Source organism: Runella sp. CRIBMP (assembly GCF_009905605.1).
Lineage (GTDB): Bacteria > Bacteroidota > Bacteroidia > Cytophagales > Spirosomataceae > Runella.
The window spans coordinates 446,261-467,447 of record NZ_JAAAKZ010000001.1 but is presented as its reverse complement, the minus strand read 5'-3'; the positions used below and the strand labels follow the sequence as shown (position 1 = coordinate 467,447).

The 21,187-nt window shown below is 44.1% G+C and carries 19 protein-coding genes; 8 read left to right on the top strand and 11 right to left on the bottom strand.

The genetic code is table 11. The annotated features are described in order from the left end of the window. Positions 1 to 36: 36 nt before the first annotated feature. From GVN20_RS01930 to rplM, 8 genes are all read right to left on the bottom strand, one after another. A complete protein-coding gene (locus tag GVN20_RS01930; protein WP_166556712.1) occupies positions 37 to 939 on the bottom strand; it encodes a DUF3078 domain-containing protein in 903 nt (300 codons plus the stop codon). 26 nt (positions 940 to 965) lie between these two features. Further along, a complete protein-coding gene (locus GVN20_RS01925) occupies positions 966 to 1,799 on the bottom strand; it encodes a mechanosensitive ion channel family protein (RefSeq protein ID WP_166556711.1) in 834 nt (277 codons plus the stop codon). 12 nt (positions 1,800 to 1,811) lie between these two features. Beyond that, positions 1,812 to 1,997, bottom strand: coding sequence for a hypothetical protein (locus GVN20_RS01920; protein WP_166556710.1), 186 nt, complete (start codon positions 1,995 to 1,997; stop codon positions 1,812 to 1,814). Between the two features lie 22 nt (positions 1,998 to 2,019). Beyond that, complete coding sequence (locus GVN20_RS01915; protein WP_166556709.1) at positions 2,020 to 2,619, bottom strand: RNA polymerase sigma factor; 600 nt, start codon at positions 2,617 to 2,619, stop codon at positions 2,020 to 2,022. Positions 2,620 to 2,866: 247 nt separating this feature from the next. Next, positions 2,867 to 3,703 carry a translation elongation factor Ts gene (tsf, locus tag GVN20_RS01910; protein WP_166556708.1) on the bottom strand — a complete coding sequence of 279 codons (837 nt, stop codon included), beginning with the start codon at positions 3,701 to 3,703 and terminating at the stop codon, positions 2,867 to 2,869. Between the two features lie 262 nt (positions 3,704 to 3,965). Continuing rightward, positions 3,966 to 4,775, bottom strand: coding sequence for a 30S ribosomal protein S2 (rpsB, locus tag GVN20_RS01905; protein ID WP_166556707.1), 810 nt, complete (start codon positions 4,773 to 4,775; stop codon positions 3,966 to 3,968). A gap of 213 nt (positions 4,776 to 4,988) precedes the next feature. After that, positions 4,989 to 5,375 carry a 30S ribosomal protein S9 gene (gene rpsI, locus GVN20_RS01900; RefSeq protein WP_114067714.1) on the bottom strand — a complete coding sequence of 129 codons (387 nt, stop codon included), beginning with the start codon at positions 5,373 to 5,375 and terminating at the stop codon, positions 4,989 to 4,991. Between the two features lie 55 nt (positions 5,376 to 5,430). Then, positions 5,431 to 5,874 (bottom strand): 50S ribosomal protein L13, encoded by a 444-nt coding sequence (gene rplM, locus GVN20_RS01895; protein ID WP_114067713.1) that lies wholly within the window; start codon positions 5,872 to 5,874, stop codon positions 5,431 to 5,433. 241 nt (positions 5,875 to 6,115) lie between these two features. Between rplM and nadB the strand changes: the two genes are divergently transcribed. Together nadB and GVN20_RS01885 are read left to right on the top strand one after the other, a co-directional pair. Continuing rightward, complete coding sequence (gene nadB, locus GVN20_RS01890) at positions 6,116 to 7,699, top strand: L-aspartate oxidase (RefSeq protein WP_166556706.1); 1,584 nt, start codon at positions 6,116 to 6,118, stop codon at positions 7,697 to 7,699. 84 nt (positions 7,700 to 7,783) lie between these two features. Further along, the gene (locus tag GVN20_RS01885) at positions 7,784 to 9,043 is read left to right on the top strand and encodes a DUF5690 family protein (RefSeq protein ID WP_166556705.1); all 1,260 of its coding nucleotides are present in this window, start codon (positions 7,784 to 7,786) and stop codon (positions 9,041 to 9,043) included. 71 nt (positions 9,044 to 9,114) lie between these two features. On the opposite strand, the gene GVN20_RS01880 is transcribed toward GVN20_RS01885, so the two are convergent. After that, positions 9,115 to 10,029 carry an RraA family protein gene (locus tag GVN20_RS01880; protein ID WP_166556704.1) on the bottom strand — a complete coding sequence of 305 codons (915 nt, stop codon included), beginning with the start codon at positions 10,027 to 10,029 and terminating at the stop codon, positions 9,115 to 9,117. 264 nt (positions 10,030 to 10,293) lie between these two features. Here GVN20_RS01880 and GVN20_RS01875 point away from each other — a divergent pair, with 264 nt between their 5' ends. Both GVN20_RS01875 and GVN20_RS01870 read left to right on the top strand, forming a co-directional pair. After that, a complete protein-coding gene (locus tag GVN20_RS01875; protein ID WP_166556703.1) occupies positions 10,294 to 11,727 on the top strand; it encodes a mandelate racemase/muconate lactonizing enzyme family protein in 1,434 nt (477 codons plus the stop codon). Between the two features lie 124 nt (positions 11,728 to 11,851). Further along, positions 11,852 to 12,265 (top strand): hypothetical protein, encoded by a 414-nt coding sequence (locus GVN20_RS01870; RefSeq protein WP_166556702.1) that lies wholly within the window; start codon positions 11,852 to 11,854, stop codon positions 12,263 to 12,265. Positions 12,266 to 12,280: 15 nt separating this feature from the next. On the opposite strand, the gene GVN20_RS01865 is transcribed toward GVN20_RS01870, so the two are convergent. Continuing rightward, entirely contained in the window at positions 12,281 to 13,729 is a 1,449-nt protein-coding gene (locus tag GVN20_RS01865) for an energy transducer TonB (RefSeq protein WP_166556701.1), read from the bottom strand. A gap of 198 nt (positions 13,730 to 13,927) precedes the next feature. Here GVN20_RS01865 and GVN20_RS01860 point away from each other — a divergent pair, with 198 nt between their 5' ends. Together GVN20_RS01860 and GVN20_RS01855 are read left to right on the top strand one after the other, a co-directional pair. Further along, positions 13,928 to 15,202 carry a hypothetical protein gene (locus tag GVN20_RS01860; protein ID WP_166556700.1) on the top strand — a complete coding sequence of 425 codons (1,275 nt, stop codon included), beginning with the start codon at positions 13,928 to 13,930 and terminating at the stop codon, positions 15,200 to 15,202. A gap of 38 nt (positions 15,203 to 15,240) precedes the next feature. Beyond that, positions 15,241 to 16,554, top strand: a complete 1,314-nt coding sequence (locus GVN20_RS01855; protein ID WP_166556699.1) for a serine hydrolase — start codon at positions 15,241 to 15,243, stop codon at positions 16,552 to 16,554. On the opposite strand, the gene GVN20_RS01850 is transcribed toward GVN20_RS01855, so the two are convergent. After that, on the bottom strand, positions 16,551 to 17,519 hold the full coding sequence (locus tag GVN20_RS01850; RefSeq protein ID WP_166556698.1) for an NAD(P)H-quinone oxidoreductase: 969 nt from the start codon (positions 17,517 to 17,519) through the stop codon (positions 16,551 to 16,553). The two genes, GVN20_RS01855 and GVN20_RS01850, sit on opposite strands and share 4 nt — an antisense overlap. 149 nt (positions 17,520 to 17,668) lie before the next feature. Between GVN20_RS01850 and GVN20_RS01845 the strand changes: the two genes are divergently transcribed. Both GVN20_RS01845 and GVN20_RS01840 read left to right on the top strand, forming a co-directional pair. Beyond that, complete coding sequence (locus GVN20_RS01845) at positions 17,669 to 19,801, top strand: bifunctional aldolase/short-chain dehydrogenase (RefSeq protein ID WP_166556697.1); 2,133 nt, start codon at positions 17,669 to 17,671, stop codon at positions 19,799 to 19,801. A 111-nt stretch (positions 19,802 to 19,912) separates the two neighbouring features. Then, positions 19,913 to 21,187, top strand: a complete 1,275-nt coding sequence (locus GVN20_RS01840) for a TIM barrel protein (RefSeq protein ID WP_166556696.1) — start codon at positions 19,913 to 19,915, stop codon at positions 21,185 to 21,187.

Here is a 21,187-nt window from a genome sequence, read left to right as displayed (position 1 = left end):
GAAAGAATTAAAATAAGTCAATACAACTAAATATAACTACCAACTATATAAAAAACCAAAATTGATTGATTGTGCCAGCTGCGTTTGTGTTACTTGGTCCTGGTCATAAATTGCGATTAATCCCAAGTTGACATTGAAATATTTAGCAAATTTTGCGGTCAACTGTGCATCCAAACGGTTATCAATTGCTTTTAAGTCTTTTGCCCCCGCAAACGCCTGATACCTCCACTTAAAATTTACGTCTTTGACAATATCTTTGTCAAAATTCATTACTAGCTGCATGATTGCCACTTCATTACGAACTGATTTTCCCCGCTCAACACCGTAATTAGAAAACTTATATTCGGGGGCTAAAAGGTCAATGGCTTTATATAAGTTTTTGTTTCCCAAAATAGTCTGCCGAACCGCCCCAGGAGAAAATTGCATACTAAAAAACTTATTGGGTTTCCATTCAATACCAATGGCTTCCGTTAAATAAGCGGGGGTAAAAAAAGCAGAAATAAACGGCATTCGCTCATTCCCAAAGTCACGTCCGTTGGCAATTTGGGTAAGGAAGTTAAGATTTGCAAAGAAATACCACTTCGAAACTTCACCTAATTTACGTCCGTATTTAGAGTCAAAAAACAGCCGGTCTACGCTTTTACGAAAAGCATCGCCTTTATTTTTGAGTGCTCCCAACTGAAATTGAAAATCATTGACCCAATTATTGCGGTCGCGGGTATATTCTCCTTTTGAGTTCAGGTACACACCCAGCGCGATATTATTAAGCCCTCCTCCTTGCCACCCGTCATTAAAAGTTCCTTGGCTAAGGTTGAGGCCAAACTTTGACGCTTTTTTCCAATAGCTAGTATCTTTGGGAGCTTCTTGAGCCAATGAGACTAAAGAAAAAAAACACGAAACCCAAAACGTAAGAATCCAATAGTAATATTTATTCATCATCAGAATAATTTGGCTTGATAAAATAATTATTCGTTTTCAAATATTTCAACTTTTTTAGCTTGCAAAGTCTGAAGGGGAAATACAGTTTTTGTTTCACCCGTTTGAAGGGTTAGGGTTGTATTATCAAGACTTATAATGATTCCTTTGGTTTCATCTACCTTAATGACTTGCCCTTCACGGAAACGATTTTTGGTGTAGAAAGAAGAGAGGATATTTGCCAGAACATCACGGGAAGCAAATCCATACCCAACAGCAAATGCCAGTATGATTCCACCAATGAGTAAATTAAAACTGGATTCAAGCAACTCCGTATTGATTCCCGCCTGCCCTAAAGCACTGATAAGAGTAATGACTAAAAAGAAGGAAAACACGATATTTCCGATCAGTTTGGCAGAAGGAACTTTAAAAGATTTACAAATGGAGATTACTGCATTTTTTATGGCTTCCGCAACAAGGACGCCAATTTGAAGCATAATGGCAGCCACTATTAGTTGAGGGACAAAATTGACTAATTTTTCAACCAAGCTGGTAATGGCCCCAATACCTAAGGTTTTGGTAGCATCAGTAATAAAACCAAGCATGATAAAGTAATAGAGTACTTTAGCAACAATTTGGCTCAGCTTAACCTCAGTTTGTAACTGTTTTATAATACTTATTTCGTTAAGTTTATCGCCGATTTTGTCAAAACCAACTCTCTCCAGTATTTTTTTGGTGACAATTGCTAACAATTTAGCTACAACGTAGCCGATAAACAAAATAAAAAAGGCAAAAATAAATCGAGGTACAAATTCAGCAAATTGGTCGATCAGCTTTGTCAAAGTGCTGATTAATACTTCTTTTACATTAGGCAATTCTTTCATCAGTAACGGGTTTTACTTTTTTTCATCGTTTGGCTTATCCGGATTAATCATTACTTCTGCTGCACTGAAGAAGTTACTCACAAACAGAGTAACGATTTCAAATGTATTTCGTAAAGTATCTATTTCAGATACCAATGCTTTTTTTAGTGACTCAGGCACTTTATCGTCCGGATCTATATCAAAAAAAGAATTATTCATATTTTTTCATAACCTGTAAAGCTTAGTGTTTTGCCCACCATTTAAGTAAAATAAGTATCTTACTCAGTAACAATATAGAAAAGAACAAACTTTCTGTATATTTTTTACGTAGTTTCTCCCGTGTCCGCTTAAGCCTCATTTTAACGGCGCTTTCAGTGAGACCAAAAGTATCCGCTATATCTTTAATACTAAAGTCATCTTGATATTTCATCAGCAGAATCGTACGTTCTTCGGGAGCAATTCCATCAAGTACTTCCCGAAGTCTTTTAGCATCCATTTCTATATCTTGGATATCATCTGAGTCATCAATTACATCAATACCCTCCGTTAATTCATCTTCTGCCATTTTCTTAGCTGTTCTCAATTGATCCATACAATAATTGTAAGTAATTGAAAATAACCATGTTGAAAATTTTGAATTTTCTTTAAATGAACCTATACGAACAATAAGCTTCAAGAAAATATCATGCGTAAAATCCTCTGCTTTGGCTTGGTCTTTTACGAATGAAAGGCATTTTCGGTACACTTTATCAGCATAACGGTCATATATTTCTTCAAAAAAAGGGTTACGCTGGGTATCAACGTATAAACGCACTAACTGCTCGTCAGTATAGTTCTTCATTCCAATCGAGTGTACGTTCATTATGACGAAAAAAAGTAGGTTAAGTAACAATAAAAAGAAACAATTTAGCCGAAAATTTAACTGACAGCTTATAAGCAAAACAGACTATGCTGTTTATTGGCTAAAAGTAAAACTTTTATATTAATTTATTTATAAGTTCATTGTTGATACATGGTAATTTTCATAAAAAAGACAAAAAAAAACCCCGAAAATGATTTTCGGGGTTTTCATTTAATATGCTATTTAATTATGCACCGATTGCAATGTGCTTAAAGGTCTTAACTGTTAATCCTTTTTGCGTTTTATCAAGTAATTGAGAAATGGTTAAAGAACCATCTTTAATAAATTCTTGATTCAACAAGGTGCTCTCCTTATAAAATTTATTCAAGCGACCCAAAGCAATTTTTTCAAGCATTGCTTCTGCTTTTCCTTCATTACGGGCAAGTTCTTTACCCACTTCAATTTCACGCTCTATCGTAGCAGCATCTACGTCACCCTTATCAACTGCAATTGGCTTCATGGCCGCAACTTGCATTGCAATGTCGCGACCTACTTCTGATAGATCTGCACCGTTTACGCCAGTGAAAGCAACCAGTACACCACGCTTATTGTTTGAGTGTACGTACGAGCTAACAACATCTGCCGTTACGTTTTCGTAAGCGATAAGCTCTAATTTCTCCCCAATTTTACCGATCAGTTCTGTAATATGCTCAGCGAGCGTACGGCCGTCAGCCTGAGGAGTGGCAAGCAATGCTTCTTTATCGGGAGCGTTGCCAGCTACTGCTTGGCTCATAATGTTGGTAGCCAAATTTTGGAAACTTTCTACTTTCGAAACTGGCTCAGTTTCACACGCCAAACCTACAATTTTACCATTAGTACCATCTGGACTAACGTGTACAAGAACAAGACCTTCTGAAACTACGTTGTCGGCACGTTTAGCGGCGACTTTCTGACCTTGTTTACGAAGAATATCAACTGCTTGCTCAAAATCACCGTCTGCTTCGGTAAGGGCTTTTTTACAATCCATCATACCTGCACCAGTCATTTGGCGAAGCTTATTAACATCTGCTGCTGTGATAGCCATTTTATGAATTAAGTTTTGAGATTTAATTAGTTTTAGTTTTCAGAATTTTAAATGATTCTACGATTTTGAAAAAGAATATTTCAGAGTGAAAGAATTCTAAAGACAAAAGTCGTTAAAATCAATTAAGTTCTACTTTATGAAATCGTTAAACGGAATAGCCCATAGCTTATAGAAGGCTACGGGCTATCCGATCAGACGGCTGCAGCACTGGCTGCCACCGCGGGACCACCGCCGAAGCGGGTCTATATTATATCGAAGTTGTTTATTCTTCGGTGTCTGCCTCAATAGCGGCTTTTGGCGCTTCTACAACATCTGCTGCAGTTTCATCTACTGCACGTTTTGCATCTTCTTCCTCTGCCAAGCGAGCATCATCACGCTCTTGCTTGCGCTCAAGTAAGCCTTCCTCAATTGCTTTTCCGATTGCTAGTGTAATCAACGAAATTGATTTGTATGCATCATCATTGGCAGGGATTACGAAGTCTACCTCGTTAGGGTTAGAGTTAGTATCACACATGGCAATGACAGGAATGTTCAAACGTTTTGCTTCCGCAACGGCGATGTGTTCGCGTTTTACATCAACAACAAACAAAGCAGCAGGCAAACGGGTCAAATCAGCTACACCACCCAACAAACGCTCCAATTTATCTTTCTCACGCCCTTTGATAAGGCGCTCACGTTTTGCGATGTTGCTGGCAGTGGACTCGTCGCTAAGCATTTTGTCCAACGTCTGCATTTTTTTCAATGACTTACGAATAGTGGCGAAGTTGGTCAACATACCACCCAACCAACGCTCCGTCACAAACGGCATCTTCAAACGACGCGCTTCTTCCGATACGATTTCTTGGGCTTGCTTTTTGGTAGCAACAAACATCACTTTACGACCTGAACGTACTACGCTTTTAACATAGTGACAAGCTTCATCCAATGAAGCAATCGTTTTGTTAAGGTCGATGATGTGAATCCCGTTTTTCTCCATGAAAATATACGGAGACATACGCGGATCCCACTTACGGGTCAAGTGACCAAAATGTACGCCTGCATCCAACAGGTCTTTATACTCTAATTGTGCCATTTTTTTGATTTGATAAATGTTAGAAATAATCCTTACCAACGAAGGATTTTAAAAGTGTGCAGCACCACACATCGGACACGATAAGCGCGGCCTGGACTTTTCATTGAACAATTAACATTTATCATTAAATAACCTTGGATTGAGCTTGGGAGCGCTTTCCTTGACTTACTGTTCAAATGGTTAGTACTTAATGGTAACTGTTCAATGAAAATATTAACGTTTAGAGAACTGGAACCGACGACGGGCTTTGGCGCGACCGTATTTTTTACGTTCAACCATACGCGCATCACGAGTCAAGAATCCTTCTTTTTTCAATGCTGGACGGAACTCGCCGTTGATTTCGCACAAAGCACGAGCAATCGCCATACGAGTGGCTTCTGCTTGTCCTCTGATACCACCTCCACGAACATTTACTTTAATGTCGTAGTTGGTTGCTACGTTAACGGTGGTCAACGGTTGCTTCAAAATGATTTGAAGCGTCTCAACAGGGAAATACTCAGCAAACTCACGGCCATTGACCTTGATGTTGCCTTGCCCGGCTGATACATAGACACGAGCCACTGAAGTTTTTCTTCTACCTACTGTGTTAGTAACTTCCATTTTTTTATTTTTAGTACTTAAAAGTTAATGATTTAACTTTTAATGAACTCGTTTTTTAAAAGGTGATCTCTTTAGGTTGCTGAGCCGAATGCGGATGTTCTCCACCTGCGTATACGTACAAATTCGTAAATATACGACGTCCCAGACGGTTCTTTGGAAGCATTCCTTTCACGGCCATCTCAACGACGCGGTGTGGGTGTTTTTCCATAATCTCACGAGGAGTAGCGAAACGCTGTCCACCTGGATGTCCTGTGTGACGAACGTATTCTTTGTCTGTCATCTTCTTGCCTGTCAAACGAATTTTGTCGGCGTTGATAACAATCACGTTGTCTCCGCAATCTACGTGCGGGGTAAAATAGGGCTTGTGCTTTCCACGCAAAATTTTGGCAATTTGGCTGGCCAAACGTCCCAAGATTTCGCCGTTAGCATCTACCACGATCCAGTCCTTTTGGACGGTCGCGGAGTTAGCCGATACGGTTTTGTAACTGAGTGTATCCACTTTAGTTATTACTTTTTTCGTTGAAAATCAATTAATTAACTATATAAACGGGCATTTTGAGGCGAAAATCGGACTGCAAATATAGCGGTTTGATTTTTGAATCACAAAATGATTCTGAAAATTAAATTATTAGTGATTTATTCTTTATTCTTGCAGTGGCAGAGGCTCCCCCCTTTTCAAGGGGATTTTCGGGCCTTAAAATCATAAATCGCAATTCGTACATTGAAAATTATTGTTGTATATGCCTCAATTTGATTTTTTAGTGATTGGCTCTGGCATCGCGGGCTTGAGCTACGCCGCCAAATTGGCGCGGCATTTTGATGCGCAAAAAGAGAAGATTTCTATTGCGGTTATCACCAAAGTACAAGCCGACGAAACCAACACCAAATACGCTCAGGGGGGAATTGCCGCCGTGTGGGCCGAGGAAGATTCGTTCGAAAAACACATCGAAGATACGATGGTAGCGGGTGGCGGAATCAGCAAAAGAAATATTGTAGAGATTGTGGTAAAAGAAGCTCCAGAGCGCATTATGGAGCTCATTTCATACGGTACTCGCTTTGACAAAGAAGCCGACGGCGAGTATGATTTGGCCAAAGAAGGCGGGCACTCCGACCACCGTATCCTGCACTTCAAAGATGCCACGGGGGCCGAAATAGAACGGGCGCTTCTGAGCGAAGTCAAAAGCCATTCGTCGATTCAGATTTTTACGCATTATTTTGCCGTAGATTTAATTACCCAACACCATCTAGGAGAAACCGTCTACCGTCACCGCGACGATATTAAATGTTTTGGAGCATACGTTTTGAACACAAAAACGGGAAAAGTAGAGAAATTTTTGGCCAAAACAACGATGCTTGCCACGGGGGGAATCGGCAATATTTATCAAAATACGACCAATCCGCGCATCGCTACGGGCGACGGCATTGCCATGGCCTACCGCGCCAAAGGCGTCTGTGACAACATGGAATTTATTCAGTTTCACCCCACAGCCCTCTATCAACCTGGCAAAAAGCCCAATTTTCTGATTTCAGAAGCTGTGAGAGGTTTTGGGGGGATTTTACGCAACAAAAAAGGCGAAACATTCATGGAGCATTATGACCCGCGCCTTTCGCTTGCACCCCGAGATATTGTAGCGCGCTCCATTGACTCCGAAATGAAAAAATACGGCGATGAGCACGTTTATATCGACGTTACGCACTGCGATTACGAAAAATTTATTGAACATTTTCCCAATATTACCGCCTACTGTAAAGACAATCTAGGCATTGATATACGCAAAGATTACATTCCAGTAGTGCCCGCGCAGCACTATATGTGCGGTGGCATCAAGGTGAATGAATTTGGACAGACGAATATTTTTTACTTGTACGCAACTGGAGAGTGCGCCTGCACAGGCCTACATGGAGCCAACCGCTTGGCTTCTAACTCGCTCCTCGAAGCCGTGGTTTTTGCACATCGGGCTTTCGAGAAAACAATCGAAAATTTAGCCGACGCCTACATCCCTGACAACATCCCTGAGTGGAACGACGAAGGAACTACGCATCCCGAAGAAGCCATTTTGGTTACCGAAATGACCAAAGAATTGGAAGCAATCATGTCAAATTATGTCGGAATTGTGCGCACCAACCGTCGTTTAAAACGCGCCCACGACCGTGTAGAACTTATCTTTCAAGAACACGAAGAATTGTACTGGCAATCAAAGGTTTCGGTACCGATTATGGAACTCCGCAACATGATTAACGTATCATATTTGGTCTTGAAAATGGCCATGGCTCGCCGCGAGAACGTGGGACTTCACTTTAATTTAGACCACGTGAAGAAATAAAAATAACATTCTCGAAACGTAGAATTTAATATTTTTGGGTGTTTATCAACAAACACCCTTTTTTTAGTTTTACTAAACCCTTTTATGAAAAAACCTTCTGAATTTCGCCTCATGGTATGGGGGTCTACTGCCGCTTTTTGTGCCTATGCCTGTATGTACGCTTTTCGAAGGGGAATTACGGCCGCCACGTTTGACGGGTTGGTTTTTTGGGGTATCAATTATAAAATCTGGTTGATTACGCTGCAAGTACTTGGTTATGCTTTTTCCAAACTTATTGGTATTAAGGTAGTTTCAGAAATGAAACCTGCCCAACGCGCCATTTATTTGCTATCTTTTGTGGGGTTTGCAGAATTAGCTTTGTTAGGTTTTGCCGTCGTTCCAGCCCCTTATAATATTCCTTTTCTATTTTTAAATGGCTTACCGTTGGGCATGGTGTACGGCACAGTGTTAGGCTTTTTGGAGGGCCGTCGTCAAACAGATGCGCTAGTGGCTGGACTTACTGCGTCGTTTATTTTTGCTTCAGGATTTGTCAAAACCATCGGCAAAACGCTCTTAAATTCGGGCGTATCAGAATTTTGGATGCCGTTTACGACGGGCTTGCTGTTTGCGGTTCCGTTGGTGTTGGCGGTTTGGGCATTGGCAAAATTACCAGCCCCTACGGCCGAAGACCGCGCCGAGCGCACCGAACGCGCTCCCATGAATGCCGCCGACCGCAGCCGCTTTATCCAAACCTTTTCCGTAGGGCTGATTACCCTGATTGTATCCTACGTTTTCCTAACGGCCTTCCGTGATTTTAGAGACAATTTTGCTCCTGAAATATTAAAACTAGCGGGCGTAGATAATCCCCTAATTTTTACCCAAACCGAAACCTTTGTGTCGGTCTTTATTTTACTCCTGATGGCTACTCTGCGGTGGGTAAAGGACAATTGGAAGGCGTTTTATCTCATCAATCTGCTGTTGATTGCAGGTGGTATTACGGTCGGCGTCAGTACGTGGATGTTTCAGCAGGGAATGCTGTCGCCTGGCGTGTGGTTTACGCTGACTGGCGTGGGGCTGTATTTAGCGTATGTGCCTTGCAACGGCCTTTATTTTGAGCGTTTTGTGGCTTCGTTCAAGTACGTAAGTACGGTGAGTTTTGTGGTGACCCTAGCCGATTGGTGGGGGTATTTGGGAACGGTGGGGGTGTTACTTTACAAAAACTTCGGCCAACCCAACATCAGTTTTCTGGACTTCTTTATTTACGGAGCCTACATTTTGGCGGTGGTGTATGTGGTGCTTGTAGTGGTTTCGTTTGGGTATTTTAAGCGAAAGTACAAAACCATGCAACCTGAAGTTGTCAGCTAAAAACTTGCGCCCTAATACAGCAACGTTGCAGTATTAGGGCGCAAGGCGTTCCTCTTTTATTTCGTCTTTGATTATTCCTTCGCCAAAAACGCTTCAATCTGCTCCGCCGTTAGGTACACTTTTCCTGAACGGGTTTTGAGGTGCTCACGGAAAGCGGCTTTGATAGGCTCTGACCATTTCATGTCTATTTCGCCCGGCGTAAATTTATTTTCGCGGAGCATTTTGTGGCCAAATTCATCTTGAAGGGCAATAAACTCTGCTCTATTCACCACTTTTTCGGCCAAATGCGCTGGAATAAAAATCACGCCTTCGGGTTTTCCCAAGACTAAATCTCCCGGCAATACCGACGCTCGACCGATACGGATGGGGCAGTTGATACAGGTCATGGTCATGTCTTTGATGGCCGATGGATCGTAGCCACGCGTAAAACCCACAAAGCCATCAATGGCGCTCAAGCCCTCCAAATCGCGCACGCTGCCGTCAAACACCACGCCCGTTTTAGATTTGGCGTAAATAGAATTGCCGAGGTTATCACCGATGAGCGTTCCATCCACGATTTTTCCGAAACCATCGGCTACGTACACGTCATTGATCTGTAGGGCATCAATCGGCCAAGAATTAGAGGCGCCTTTTCGCCCCTCAGCTTTACCTTTTTCTTTAATTGGCTTTTCCATGTCGGGGCGGGAAGGCATGTATTGGGCCGTAAGCACGCGCCCGACGAGTGGTTTTTCGGGGTGAATAATCTGAAAGCCTCCTTCAAATTGGTTGTTATACCCATCGCCGCGCATAATCCCCCAAGCTTCTTCGATAGATACATTGGCTAGGCGTTTCACAATCTCATCGGGCACTTTCGGACGACCATCGGGAAAGCGCTCACCTTTCCATTCTTGGGTGTAAAATTGGATAAGCTCTTTGGGAGCTTGGATTTGGGCCAGTAGTGCGTAGTGAGTAGCGAGTAGTGAGAAAAGTATAATTAGCTTTTTCATAATCAAAATAGTCCACCTCCCCCGAGGAGGATGTTAAGTTTGGTTTACTCCCCCTCTGGGGGATAAGGGGCTTACAAAAATCAAACAATTACCTCATTTACACTTCTATCTTTTTCCAACGGTGAATTTTGAAATATTTTCAGAAAAAATTGACCTAATCTTGTGTTTCCGTACTGTTGACCATCAGAGAAGCAGTAGTTCGGAGCCTAAATTCGTTATCCCCGGTTTCATTATTTCTTTTCACATTTTTAATTCTAAACCCCAATGAAAAAACTATTAGACCGATTCAAGCTCCCTGATACCCACGCCCAATCCGAAAACAAGCGCCGCGATTTTCTAAAAAAAGGTATGTTGGGCGGGTTGTCGTTAGGGTTAATGCTGGATGGTAAACATGAGCAAGAAATGGAATACATTACGCAAAAAGTAAAGCGTGATTCTAAACCTGCCGATCTTAAAATTACGGATGTACGCATCGCGCATTTGCAGGGAGTTCCGTTCAAAAGCCCCATCATCAGAATTGATACCAATCAGGGGTTAATAGGTTGGGGGGAAGTACGTGATGGGGCAAGTCCCAACTATGCGCTCATGCTCAAAAGTCGCTTGCTGGGCCAAAACCCCTGCAACGTTGAGAAAATTTTTAAAGAAATCAAGCAATTTGGCGGACACGGTCGGGCCGCTGGTGGCGTTTGCGGCGTAGAAATGGCGCTCTGGGATTTGGCCGGCAAAGCCTACAATGTACCTGTTTATCAAATGTTGGGTGGAAAATACCGCGATGAAATCCGGATGTATGCCGATACGCCCGAAATTACAGACCCTACCAACTTTGCAAAAAAACTAAAAGAAACCCGTTTGGATAAAGGCTATACCTTCCTTAAAATGGATTTTGGTATTGGTCTGTTGGCAGATAAACCTGGAATGCTCACGGGAGCAAATGTTTGGAAACTCAACCAACGCGACAATAAGACCAAAACCGTGGGTAACTATGGCGCCACCAAACACCCTTTTACGCGTATTCAAATTACCGATAAGGGGTTGGATTATATTGCCGAGTATGTAAGCAAAATTCGTGAAGGAGTGGGGTACGAAATCCCCGTTTCAGCCGATCACTTTGGACACTTTGACGTTAACACGGCTATTCGTCTTGGCAAAGCCGTTGAAAAATACCAATTGGCGTGGCTCGAAGACCTTGTGCCTTGGTTTTATACCGACCAATGGAAGCAAATTTCGGACGCTATCGACACGCCCACACTGACGGGAGAAGACATTTACTTAAAAGAAGAATTTATTAAACTCATCAACGCCAAAGCCGTTGACATGATTCACCCCGATTTGGCCTCTTCTGGGGGTATTTTGGAGACCAAGAAAATTGGCGATTATGCCGAAGAGCACGGCATTCCGATGGCAATGCACTTTGCAGGTAGTCCGATTTCGTTCATGGCCAATGTTCATTGTGCCGCTGCTACCGAAAACTTCGTAGCGCTTGAGCACCACGGCGTAGATGTACCCGGCTGGGAAGACATTGTAACGGGCAGTAAGCCACTCGTGGTCAATGGATTTGCCCCCGTACCCAACAAACCAGGCTTGGGCGTGGAGCTAAACGAAGAAGGAGCAAAACGCTTCTTGATGAAAGACCAGAAATGGTTTGCCCCGACCGACGAATGGAACACCAAAGATTCGTGGGACCGGGATTGGAGCTAGTTCATTTTTAACCTATCAATAAGTACATGTGATGTAGGCGTCGGGCGGTTCAAAACCGTCTGACGCTTTTTTGTTTCCAACCATTTAGGCTTGATTTTCGTCCAATAGAAAAAAGAATTACGCAATGAAAAATCTCCTGCTGTTGGTGTTTTTAGTGGGTATGGTGGGGTGCCGTGAAAAGGCCCTTTCGCCAGAAGAATTACAGCCTCTGGTAGGTAAGTGGCGATTAAGCGCGGTTCAACCAACAGGCAAAAACGAATGGGAGGATGTGACCCAAAGCAGCCAGTATCAATTTGAAATACGCTACGATGGCGTCATCCTTGATCAAAATAGTTTACCTGCCTGCTGCGCCCCAAAATACCTCAGTGTAAACGGAAAAACATTTACCATTGTGCCCAAGGAAAGCCTTCCCAACAATCCCCAATGTGCATTGGTGAGTTGTTTAGCTTGTGATACGTGGAATATGGATTTACAGGGTGATAAGCTGATTGTCAGTTACTGCGAGGGAAGCGGTCGCAACCGTTTTGTGAAATTGTAAAGAGTTCCTTCCCTGTCATTCAAGCAAAAAAATCACGGGCAAATTATATTTAACCCGAACTTTTTGACCGCGTTCCACACCAGGAAGCCATTTTCCACTCATCTCTTTGACCACGCGTAGGGCTTCTTCGTCGCAACCACCACCGATTCCTTTGAGTACTTCGTAGTCGCACAGGGAGCCATCTTCACATACAACAAAAGAAACAAAGACTTTTCCTGAAATATTTTTTCGAGACGCCTCTTTGGGGTACTTGAGATTTTTTCCCAAAAACATACCCAAGGCTGACACCCCACCCTGAAACTGCGGATTTTGCTGTACTTCGGTATAGGTATGCTCAGTACCATCCAACATCAAACGTCCCTGTACCAATTTTCCTTTATCGTAAATTTCATCATAATAAAGCGTGCTGTCTGGGCGTTTGGCAATCCATTTTCCTACTTTCTTCCCATTTTCAAAAGCGCCCTGTTCTATAATCAACTGCTCTTTTCGAACTTTGGACTTATAAATACCCCAACCGTTCCCTCCTTTGACATAAACTTTCCCTTCACGTGACCACAAATCAACGACCGAAATTTCCGCTGTTTTGGTCGGGTCGGGCGCTTCCTGTGTTCGAACTTCTTTCAGTTGACCGTTATCATACCATGTCACTATCTTTTCACTTTTCCCGTCTACCATCTGCCGTTCTCTCAAGGCGCCGCTTGCATAATATTCAGCGTAAGAAACGACCTTATTTCCCTGTTTTTCTATGGTGGACAATAGTTGTCCATTTTTCTGAACAATCGTTTCGGGCACGTATGAATTCAAATCTTTATCACTGACCGTCAACCGATAAGCTCGAACCGAATCGGTCATTGTTTCATGCGTAATCTTGTACATCAATGAATCCCGTTTAAACGGCACTGACAAAAAAGGCTTCCATTCTTTTTTCTTCAACTCTTCAAAAATCACATCATCCCTTACAAGACCGTTTTTATCAACGGGAATGTATCTCCGAAAATGGTACTCGGTGGGGTCTTGCGTAAACTGGAATTTTTCGTTAAAATAATCCACCAGTCGTTGGCTGGTGCTGTCATAATTGGTAACGGGCATATCAGGAAAAACAACGAAAAAATTGAAATCCTGACGAACGGGCTTCGTGTCTTTAAGGGCAGGCTCCCACGCCCGATATAGCCCCACAACCCTCAACGCTTCGGCATCACAAAGTGGATGAATGCCTTTGATGATTTTCAGGCCAGAAACACTGCCGTCGGTTTCTACAATACCACTAATAAATACCCGCCCCTGTACTGATTTAAGTCGTGCCTGAAAAGGTATCTGCAAATTATCCTTGACGAATTGCTGCAAATACGCAAACCCGCCTTGGGGTTGAGCCGCTTTGTCTACGTCACGTTCGGGATAAACGGTCTGGCTGTAAGCAGTAAGCGAGAGCAGGGTGGATACCCATAGAATCAAAGTAAATTTCATGGAGCTGTAAGTAGTTGAGGTTGTATTGTGTAAAAATAAAAAGACCGGCATTTAAACAAAAAGTGATGGATTGTCCAAGGTTTTTTGGCAAATTATGTGATTACTCATTCACTGTATGCCATGTTTGGGTAGATGGGATGATTTTAGCAATTTTGTTGCTGCTTACTTATGACAGACGGGCAGTCTGTACCACTAAATATGAAAATTGGATTTGTCGTTTCTTTCTTTGATTTCCGCAACGATGTGCGGCGCGTAATGGCCGAAGTTGATAAACAACACGAAGTAATCATTTTTGGCCGCCCCGAAAATCGCGACGAAATTCTGCGGCATCTGCCCAAAGGACTGGAATTCAGGGTTATCAACGAGCGCAAAAACAGTTTTTGGAATAACGTTTGGATGAAATTGTTCGTACTCTTCAAACGTATTCCCAAAAGTCGTCATAATTTTTTCCTGATGGAGTTGTTCAAAGCCTCTCATGCCACCGACCCAGCAGTTCGAAAAAAGAATTATAAAATCATCCAATGGATCCGACGACTGCCCAAGTTCATTTCATACGATACTTACCTAAAAGGTCTAAACTATCAGAAAGGTACTGACTTAAGCGAAATCGACCAATTTGTGTGCTTTACGGCCATTGCCGACGATTTCCTATTGGCCCGCCTTCTCCACGAAAAGTATCCCGTAAAAGTATATGTATACAGTTGGGACCACGCCTGCAAGCACATCTGTTTTTCGGAACGCGCGCATTATATCTGCTGGAATGAGCGCATCAAAGAAGACATTGTTCATCTACAACATGTTCCACCAGCCCACGTAAAAGTAGTTGGCGCAAGCCAATTTGCTTACATCCATGAGTATCAGCAACGACAAGCACAACTACCCCGAACTTACTCCTTTCGGTATGTATACTTTGGCTGCGCCATTGGCATTGATGATCTGGTCAAAGAAGAAGTCAGTGTGGCCATGTCAGTGGCACAGGTGTTAGCAAAAACCCGCCCAGAGCTCACATTAGTGGTTCGTCCTTATCCAGTACAGAGCAATTGGGAAGTGTATCAAACCCTCCGTAATCTACCCAATGTAATCATGGACGATGGTTTTCGGACGGTTGATTTGTCGGTAAAAGACGGGCATATTCTGGAGAAATTTGAGAAAATTGCCCACGCCGAGGCCTTTTTTCATTTAGGCACCACCATGGGCTTGGAAGCATGTTTCACAGATACGCCTTCGTTCATCTTAGATTATGGCTACAAAAACAAAGACGGTCTGAGTTTGTACAGTTTTATTCACCAATACCAAAACGACCGCCACTTGATTGACCTTGCGCCCCAGAATGCCGTTCGGTCCGAACGTCATTTGACAGAAATTTTAAAAGAATTAAACAACCCCACGTATCGTCTACTCAATAAACAGGTACAAGCACAATATCAAATCAAGTCATTTGAACAATTCTCGGAGGATTTGTTAACACCGTAGTTTCTCTTAACTTTGGTCATTTTCAAACCCTTAACGATATGCCCTTGAATCAATTTTGCCGTGCCGTGGTATTGATGCTGTTGTCAGCATTACCTCTTTTTTCTCAAACGGGTACCCGACAAGCCCCTCCTCTACTATCGACGGCTACGCCCGAGTCGGTGGGGATGTACTCAGAGCGGCTCAATCGGCTGGACGGCATGATTCAGTCGTATATCGACAAAGGCGCTTTTCCGGGCGTGGCGGCCATTGTGGTTCGTAATGGTAAAATTGTGTACTACAAAGCCTTCGGAAAAGCAGACCTTGAAAACAATAAACCGTTGGCCAAAGATGCCATTTACCGAATTGCTTCTATGACCAAAGCCATTACATCGTTGGCCGTGATGATGCTCCACGAAGAAGGCAAAATCATGCTCGATGATCCCATCAGCAAATACATTCCAGAGTTTGCTAAGCCAGTTGTGCTCGACCAATTCAACCCGAAAGACAGCAGCTTTACGACCGTGCCCGCTAAGCGGGAGATTTCGGTGCGGCATTTGTTGACACACATGTCGGGAATCAATTACAATGTCATTTCCAGCGATGAGCGTCTTCGGGCCATTTATACCAAAGCAGGAATTGTGGATGCCTTTACCACCGAAAATCTCAAAATCGGGGATAACATCCGAAAACTAGCAAAACTTCCGCTCAATCATCAGCCCGGCGAAAAATGGACCTACGGCCTAAGCGTTGATGTACTAGGGTATTTGGTGGAAATTGCGTCCGGAATGACCCTTGACCAGTTTTTTCAGCAACGGATTTTTGCCCCAATGGGCATGAAAGATACTTACTTTTATCTGCCTGATTCTAAAAAAGACCGTTTGGTGCCGCTGTATTCCGAAGATAAAGACAAGAAGTTGGTCAAAGGCACCACCAACTCGTTATCGGCAAACCCCAATTACCCGATTGAGGGAGCCAAAGCCTTTTATTCAGGCGGCGGTGGCCTATCAAGCACGGCCTACGACTATGCCATTTTTCTTCAAATGCTCCTGAATGGCGGCGTGTACAACGGCAAACGGCTGTTGAGCCGCAAAGCCGTGGAGCTTTTTACCAACACCAACCAAAGTGGAACGTTGTTTCCCGACCCACGCAGCTACTTCAGTTTGGGGTTCAGCGTCGTAAGCGAAGCAGGGCGCTCAAAAGGTTTGGGCAGCGTGGGCACATTCAGTTGGGGCGGGGCATTCAGTACCAACTATTTTGCCGACCCCAAAGAAAAAATTTGCGCCGTTATTATGAAACAAATGTGGCCTACCAGCTACGGTGGCGAAATAGACCGTAAGTTTGAAATGATGATTTATCAGTCATTGGATGATTAAGGCACAAGAACGATTTTCCCGATGTGCTCGGAGCTTTCCATCAAGCGGTGGGCTTCGGCCGCCTCGCTAAGGGGAAAGATTTTATAGAGAATCGGTTTGTATTGACCCGTACCCATGAGGGGCCAAACGTACTTTTCTACTTCGGCCGCCAAAGCCGCCTTAAATTCGGCATCACGGGGGGCAAGCATGCTTCCCGTGATGGTCAGGCGTTTGCTCATCACTTCCAAAATATTGAACTGCGTTTGCGCGCCGCCCAAGCTGGCAATAAAACACAGACGACCATCGGTTCGCAACAGACGTATATTTTTGGAGGTGTACTCTCCGCCAATGTAATCCAAAATAGCATCCATTCCGAAAGGTTTAAAGACGTCTTCAAAATTTTGGGTTTTGTAATTTACGCATTTTACCGCCCCCAATTCTTCACAAAATCGACATTTTTCATCCGTTCCTGCGGTAGCAAATACCTGTGCTCCAAAGGCTTTTGCTAGTTGAATAGCGGTGACTCCAATACCACTAGTACCACCGTGTATGAGCAGATTCTCGCCTGTCTGCAAGTGCATCCGTCGAAACACATTGTCCCATACGGTCATGCTTGTCTCTGGCAAACAGGCAGCTTCTTCAAACGAAAGGCCTTCTGGAATGGGTAAACAATGATGGGCATTGGCCAAGGCATATTCGGCGTAACCACCGTGACGAATGAGCGCGCATACCCGGTCGCCTACTTTCCAGCGGCTCACCGAAGAGCCTATTTGCTCCACTACCCCCGCGATTTCTAAGCCCAACGGCTCGACAGGCGCCTGACCCGAAACCCCGTAACGCCCTTGACGCATCAATAAGTCGGCCCGGTTGACCCCTGCTGCATAAACCCGAATCAGTACGTCTTGCAGCACAGGTACGGGCAAGGCACGTTCTTGCAAACTCAGGACTTCGGGCCCGCCCGTTTGGGAAACAATAACTGCTTTCATTATATTCGAAAATTAGATAAACAATTGTCAATACAATCCATGAAGGTACATGACACTCCAAAAATAAACATCCATTAACTTTGTATTATTACTTTTGAAGTATTTACTATAACAATCCTTAGAACGATCCAAACTACTAATACATAAATATGTCAGCGACAACCATTCAATTTAAGCATGTAAGCTACCTTTGGGATGACGCCAAAGCCGCCGAGTTGGCGGGCGATGAAGTAGCTCTCTTTATCTACCGCTCCAATATCCTTGGTGCCGACCTTCGCCTAACAAACTACGGGGGAGGAAACACATCGGTCAAAATTACGGATAAGGACCCACTTACCGCAAAAGATACGGAAGTAATGTGGATTAAAGGTTCAGGAGGGGATATTGGTACCCTCAAAAAATCGGGTTGTGCGGCGTTGTACCTGGATCGTTTGCGTAGTTTGGAGAATGTTTATCGCGGCTTAGAATTTGAAGATGAAATGGTAGAGTTGTTTAACCATTGTATCTTCGATTTAGCGTCAAAAGCACCTTCTATTGATACTCCTTTACACGGATTTTTACCGTTTGCCCATATTGACCACCTTCACCCCGACGCAGCGATTGCGATTGCAGCGGCCAAGGATGGCAAAAGAATTACGGACGAACTCTTCAACGGCGAAGTAGGCTGGGTAGAATGGCAACGCCCAGGCTTTGAATTAGGCCTCCAACTTCGTGCCTGTTTGGAAGAAGCCGCCGCAAAAGGCATCAAATTACGTGGTATCATGCTCGGCTCACACGGCTTGTTTACGTGGGGTGATACTTCTTATGAAAGTTACATCAACACGCTCGAAGTCATCGAAAAGTGTGCTGAGTATTTGGAAGCAAATTACGGCAAAACCCGTCCCGTATTTGGGGGTCAGAAAATTGAAAGCCTGTCGCCAGAAGACCGTCAAAAACAAGCGGCTAAATTAGCCCCTGTATTGCGCGGTTTTTGTTCGTCATACCGCACCATGGTTGGCCATTTTACGGACGACGAACGCGTATTGGAATTTATCAACTCCAATGATTTGGACAAATTGGCGCCTTTGGGCACTTCTTGTCCTGATCACTTCCTTCGCACCAAAATCAGCCCGCTGGTATTAACCTTGGCCCCTGACGAAGATTTGTCGGACGTAGCGGCGTTGAAAGAAAAACTTCTGCCGGGCTTTGTCGCGTACCGCGAGTTGTATACGGATTACTACGAAACCTGTAAACATCCTAACTCGCCCGCCATGCGTGACCCTAATCCAGTGGTGATTCTATACCCTGGCGTAGGGATGTTTACGTTCTCAAAAGATAAAACAACGGCCCGTTTGGCCTCTGAATACTACATCAACGCCGTCAACGTAATGAAAGGCGCCGAGGCAGTATCAGAATACACCTCATTGCCCCGTCAGGAGGCTTTCAACATTGAATATTGGCTGTTGGAAGAAGCTAAACTTCAACGTATGCCCAAGCCCAAGGCGCTTTCTGGACGCGTAGCGTTGATTACGGGAAGTGCGGGAGGTATCGGAAAGGCCATCGCTCGTCGCTTTGCCGAAGAGGGTGCGGTAGTGGTCTTGAACGATATTAATGAAGAGCGTCTGGCGGGAGCCAAAGAAGAGTTTGTGAAGAAATTCGGTAAAGATGCCGTGTCGACCACGCTTCTGAACGTGACCGATGCCCAGAGCATTTTATCGGCAATGGACGCCGCCGCATTGGCCTTTGGCGGTGTGGATATCATTGTCAACAACGCAGGAATCAGCATCTCTAAACCCATTGAAGCCCATACGATTGAAGATTGGGATAAGTTATATGACATTTTGGTAAAAGGTCAATTCCTCGTTACCCAAGCGGGTATTGCGGTAATGCGCAAGCAGGGCTTTGGCGGAGATGTCATCAATATTGTGAGTAAAAATGCCTTGGTATCAGGACCCAACAACGCAGGTTACGGTTCGGCCAAAGCTGCTCAATTGCATTTAAGCCGACTTAATGCCGCCGAATTAGGCGGGGATAAGATTCGGGTCAATACCGTCAATCCCGACGCGGTTATTGCCGATTCAAATATTTGGGCTGGTGGCTGGGCCGAAGGCCGTGCCAAAGCCTACGGCATTACAGTAGAAGAATTACCCGCATATTATGCCAAACGAACATTGTTGAACGAGGCTATTTTGCCCGACGACATTGCCAATGCCTGCTTCGCCTTCGTGGGAGGGTTGCTCAGTAAATCGACTGGTAACGTGTTGAACGTAGACGGCGGTGTAGCAATGGCTTTTGTTCGTTAATTAAAGATTGTTTTTTCATCATAGGTTAGTTTAATACTCGAATCTAACGTCTGACTTCAGGCGTTAGATTTTTTAAATCGTTTATTTCCTAACTTCAAATCAGTCATTACCATGCAACTCGAAAAATACAAGATACAACAACACAACGACGACCTACTCAAAGGCCACGAGCGCCGTTTGAGCTATATTACTTCCGAAATCGAAAACGCGGAAGCCATCATCCAAAAAGTCGTTGATTTTCAAATTGCCATTCCGTCCTGGGCATTGGGAACGGGCGGCACCCGTTTCGGGCGTTTTTCGGGCGGCGGTGAACCGCGTACATTAGAAGAAAAAATTGAAGACGTAGGTCTGTTGCATTCTTTAAATCAATCCAGCGGAGCTATTTCACTGCACATACCGTGGGATATTCCACAGGATGCCAAAGCCATCAAAGCCTTGGCAGCACAACACGGTTTGAAATTTGATGCCGTCAATTCCAACACCTTTCAAGATCAGCCTGACCAAGCACTGACTTATAAATTCGGTTCGCTGCAAAACGTCAATAAAGCCATCCGCAAACAGGCGATTGAGCACAACATTGAGGTGATCAAACAAGGCATTGAATTGGGCTCTGAATCTTTGACGGTGTGGCTTTCAGACGGTTCGTGCTTCCCAGGCCAATTGAATTTCCGCAAAGCGTACCAAAATACCCTCGAAAGTTTACAAGAAATTTACGCGGCTTTGCCAGATAATTGGAAGCTGTTTTTAGAATATAAAGCCTTCGAACCCAATTTTTATTCAACCACCGTCGGCGATTGGGGACAATCGTATTCGTACGTTCAGAAGCTCGGCAACAAAGCCTATACCCTCGTAGATTTGGGCCACCACTTACCCAACGCCAACATTGAACAAATCGTTGCGTTGCTGTTGATGGAAGGAAAACTAGGTGGTTTTCACTTCAACGATTCCAAATACGGGGACGACGACTTAACTGCTGGCTCCATAAAGCCCTATCAATTATTTTTGATTTTCAACGAATTGGTAGAAGGAATGGACGCACGCGGCATGAACCACGCCACCGATTTGGGTTGGATGATTGATGCCTCACACAACGTCAAAGACCCCCTCGAAGATTTGCTGCAATCGGTCGAAGGCATCATGATGTCGTACGCGCAAGCGCTATCGGTAGATAGAAAAGCGCTCGAAGAAGCCCAAAACAATAACGACGTGGTGCGGGCACAAGAGATTTTGCAAAACGCGTTCAGAACCGACGTTCGCGCCTTGGTCGCCGAAGCTCGTCTGCGGGCGGGTGGAGCCTTGAATCCTTTAGAATTGTACCGCAGCCAAAAAGTACGCGAGAATCTCATCGCCGAAAGAGGACTCAAAACAGTAGCGACCGGTTTGTAA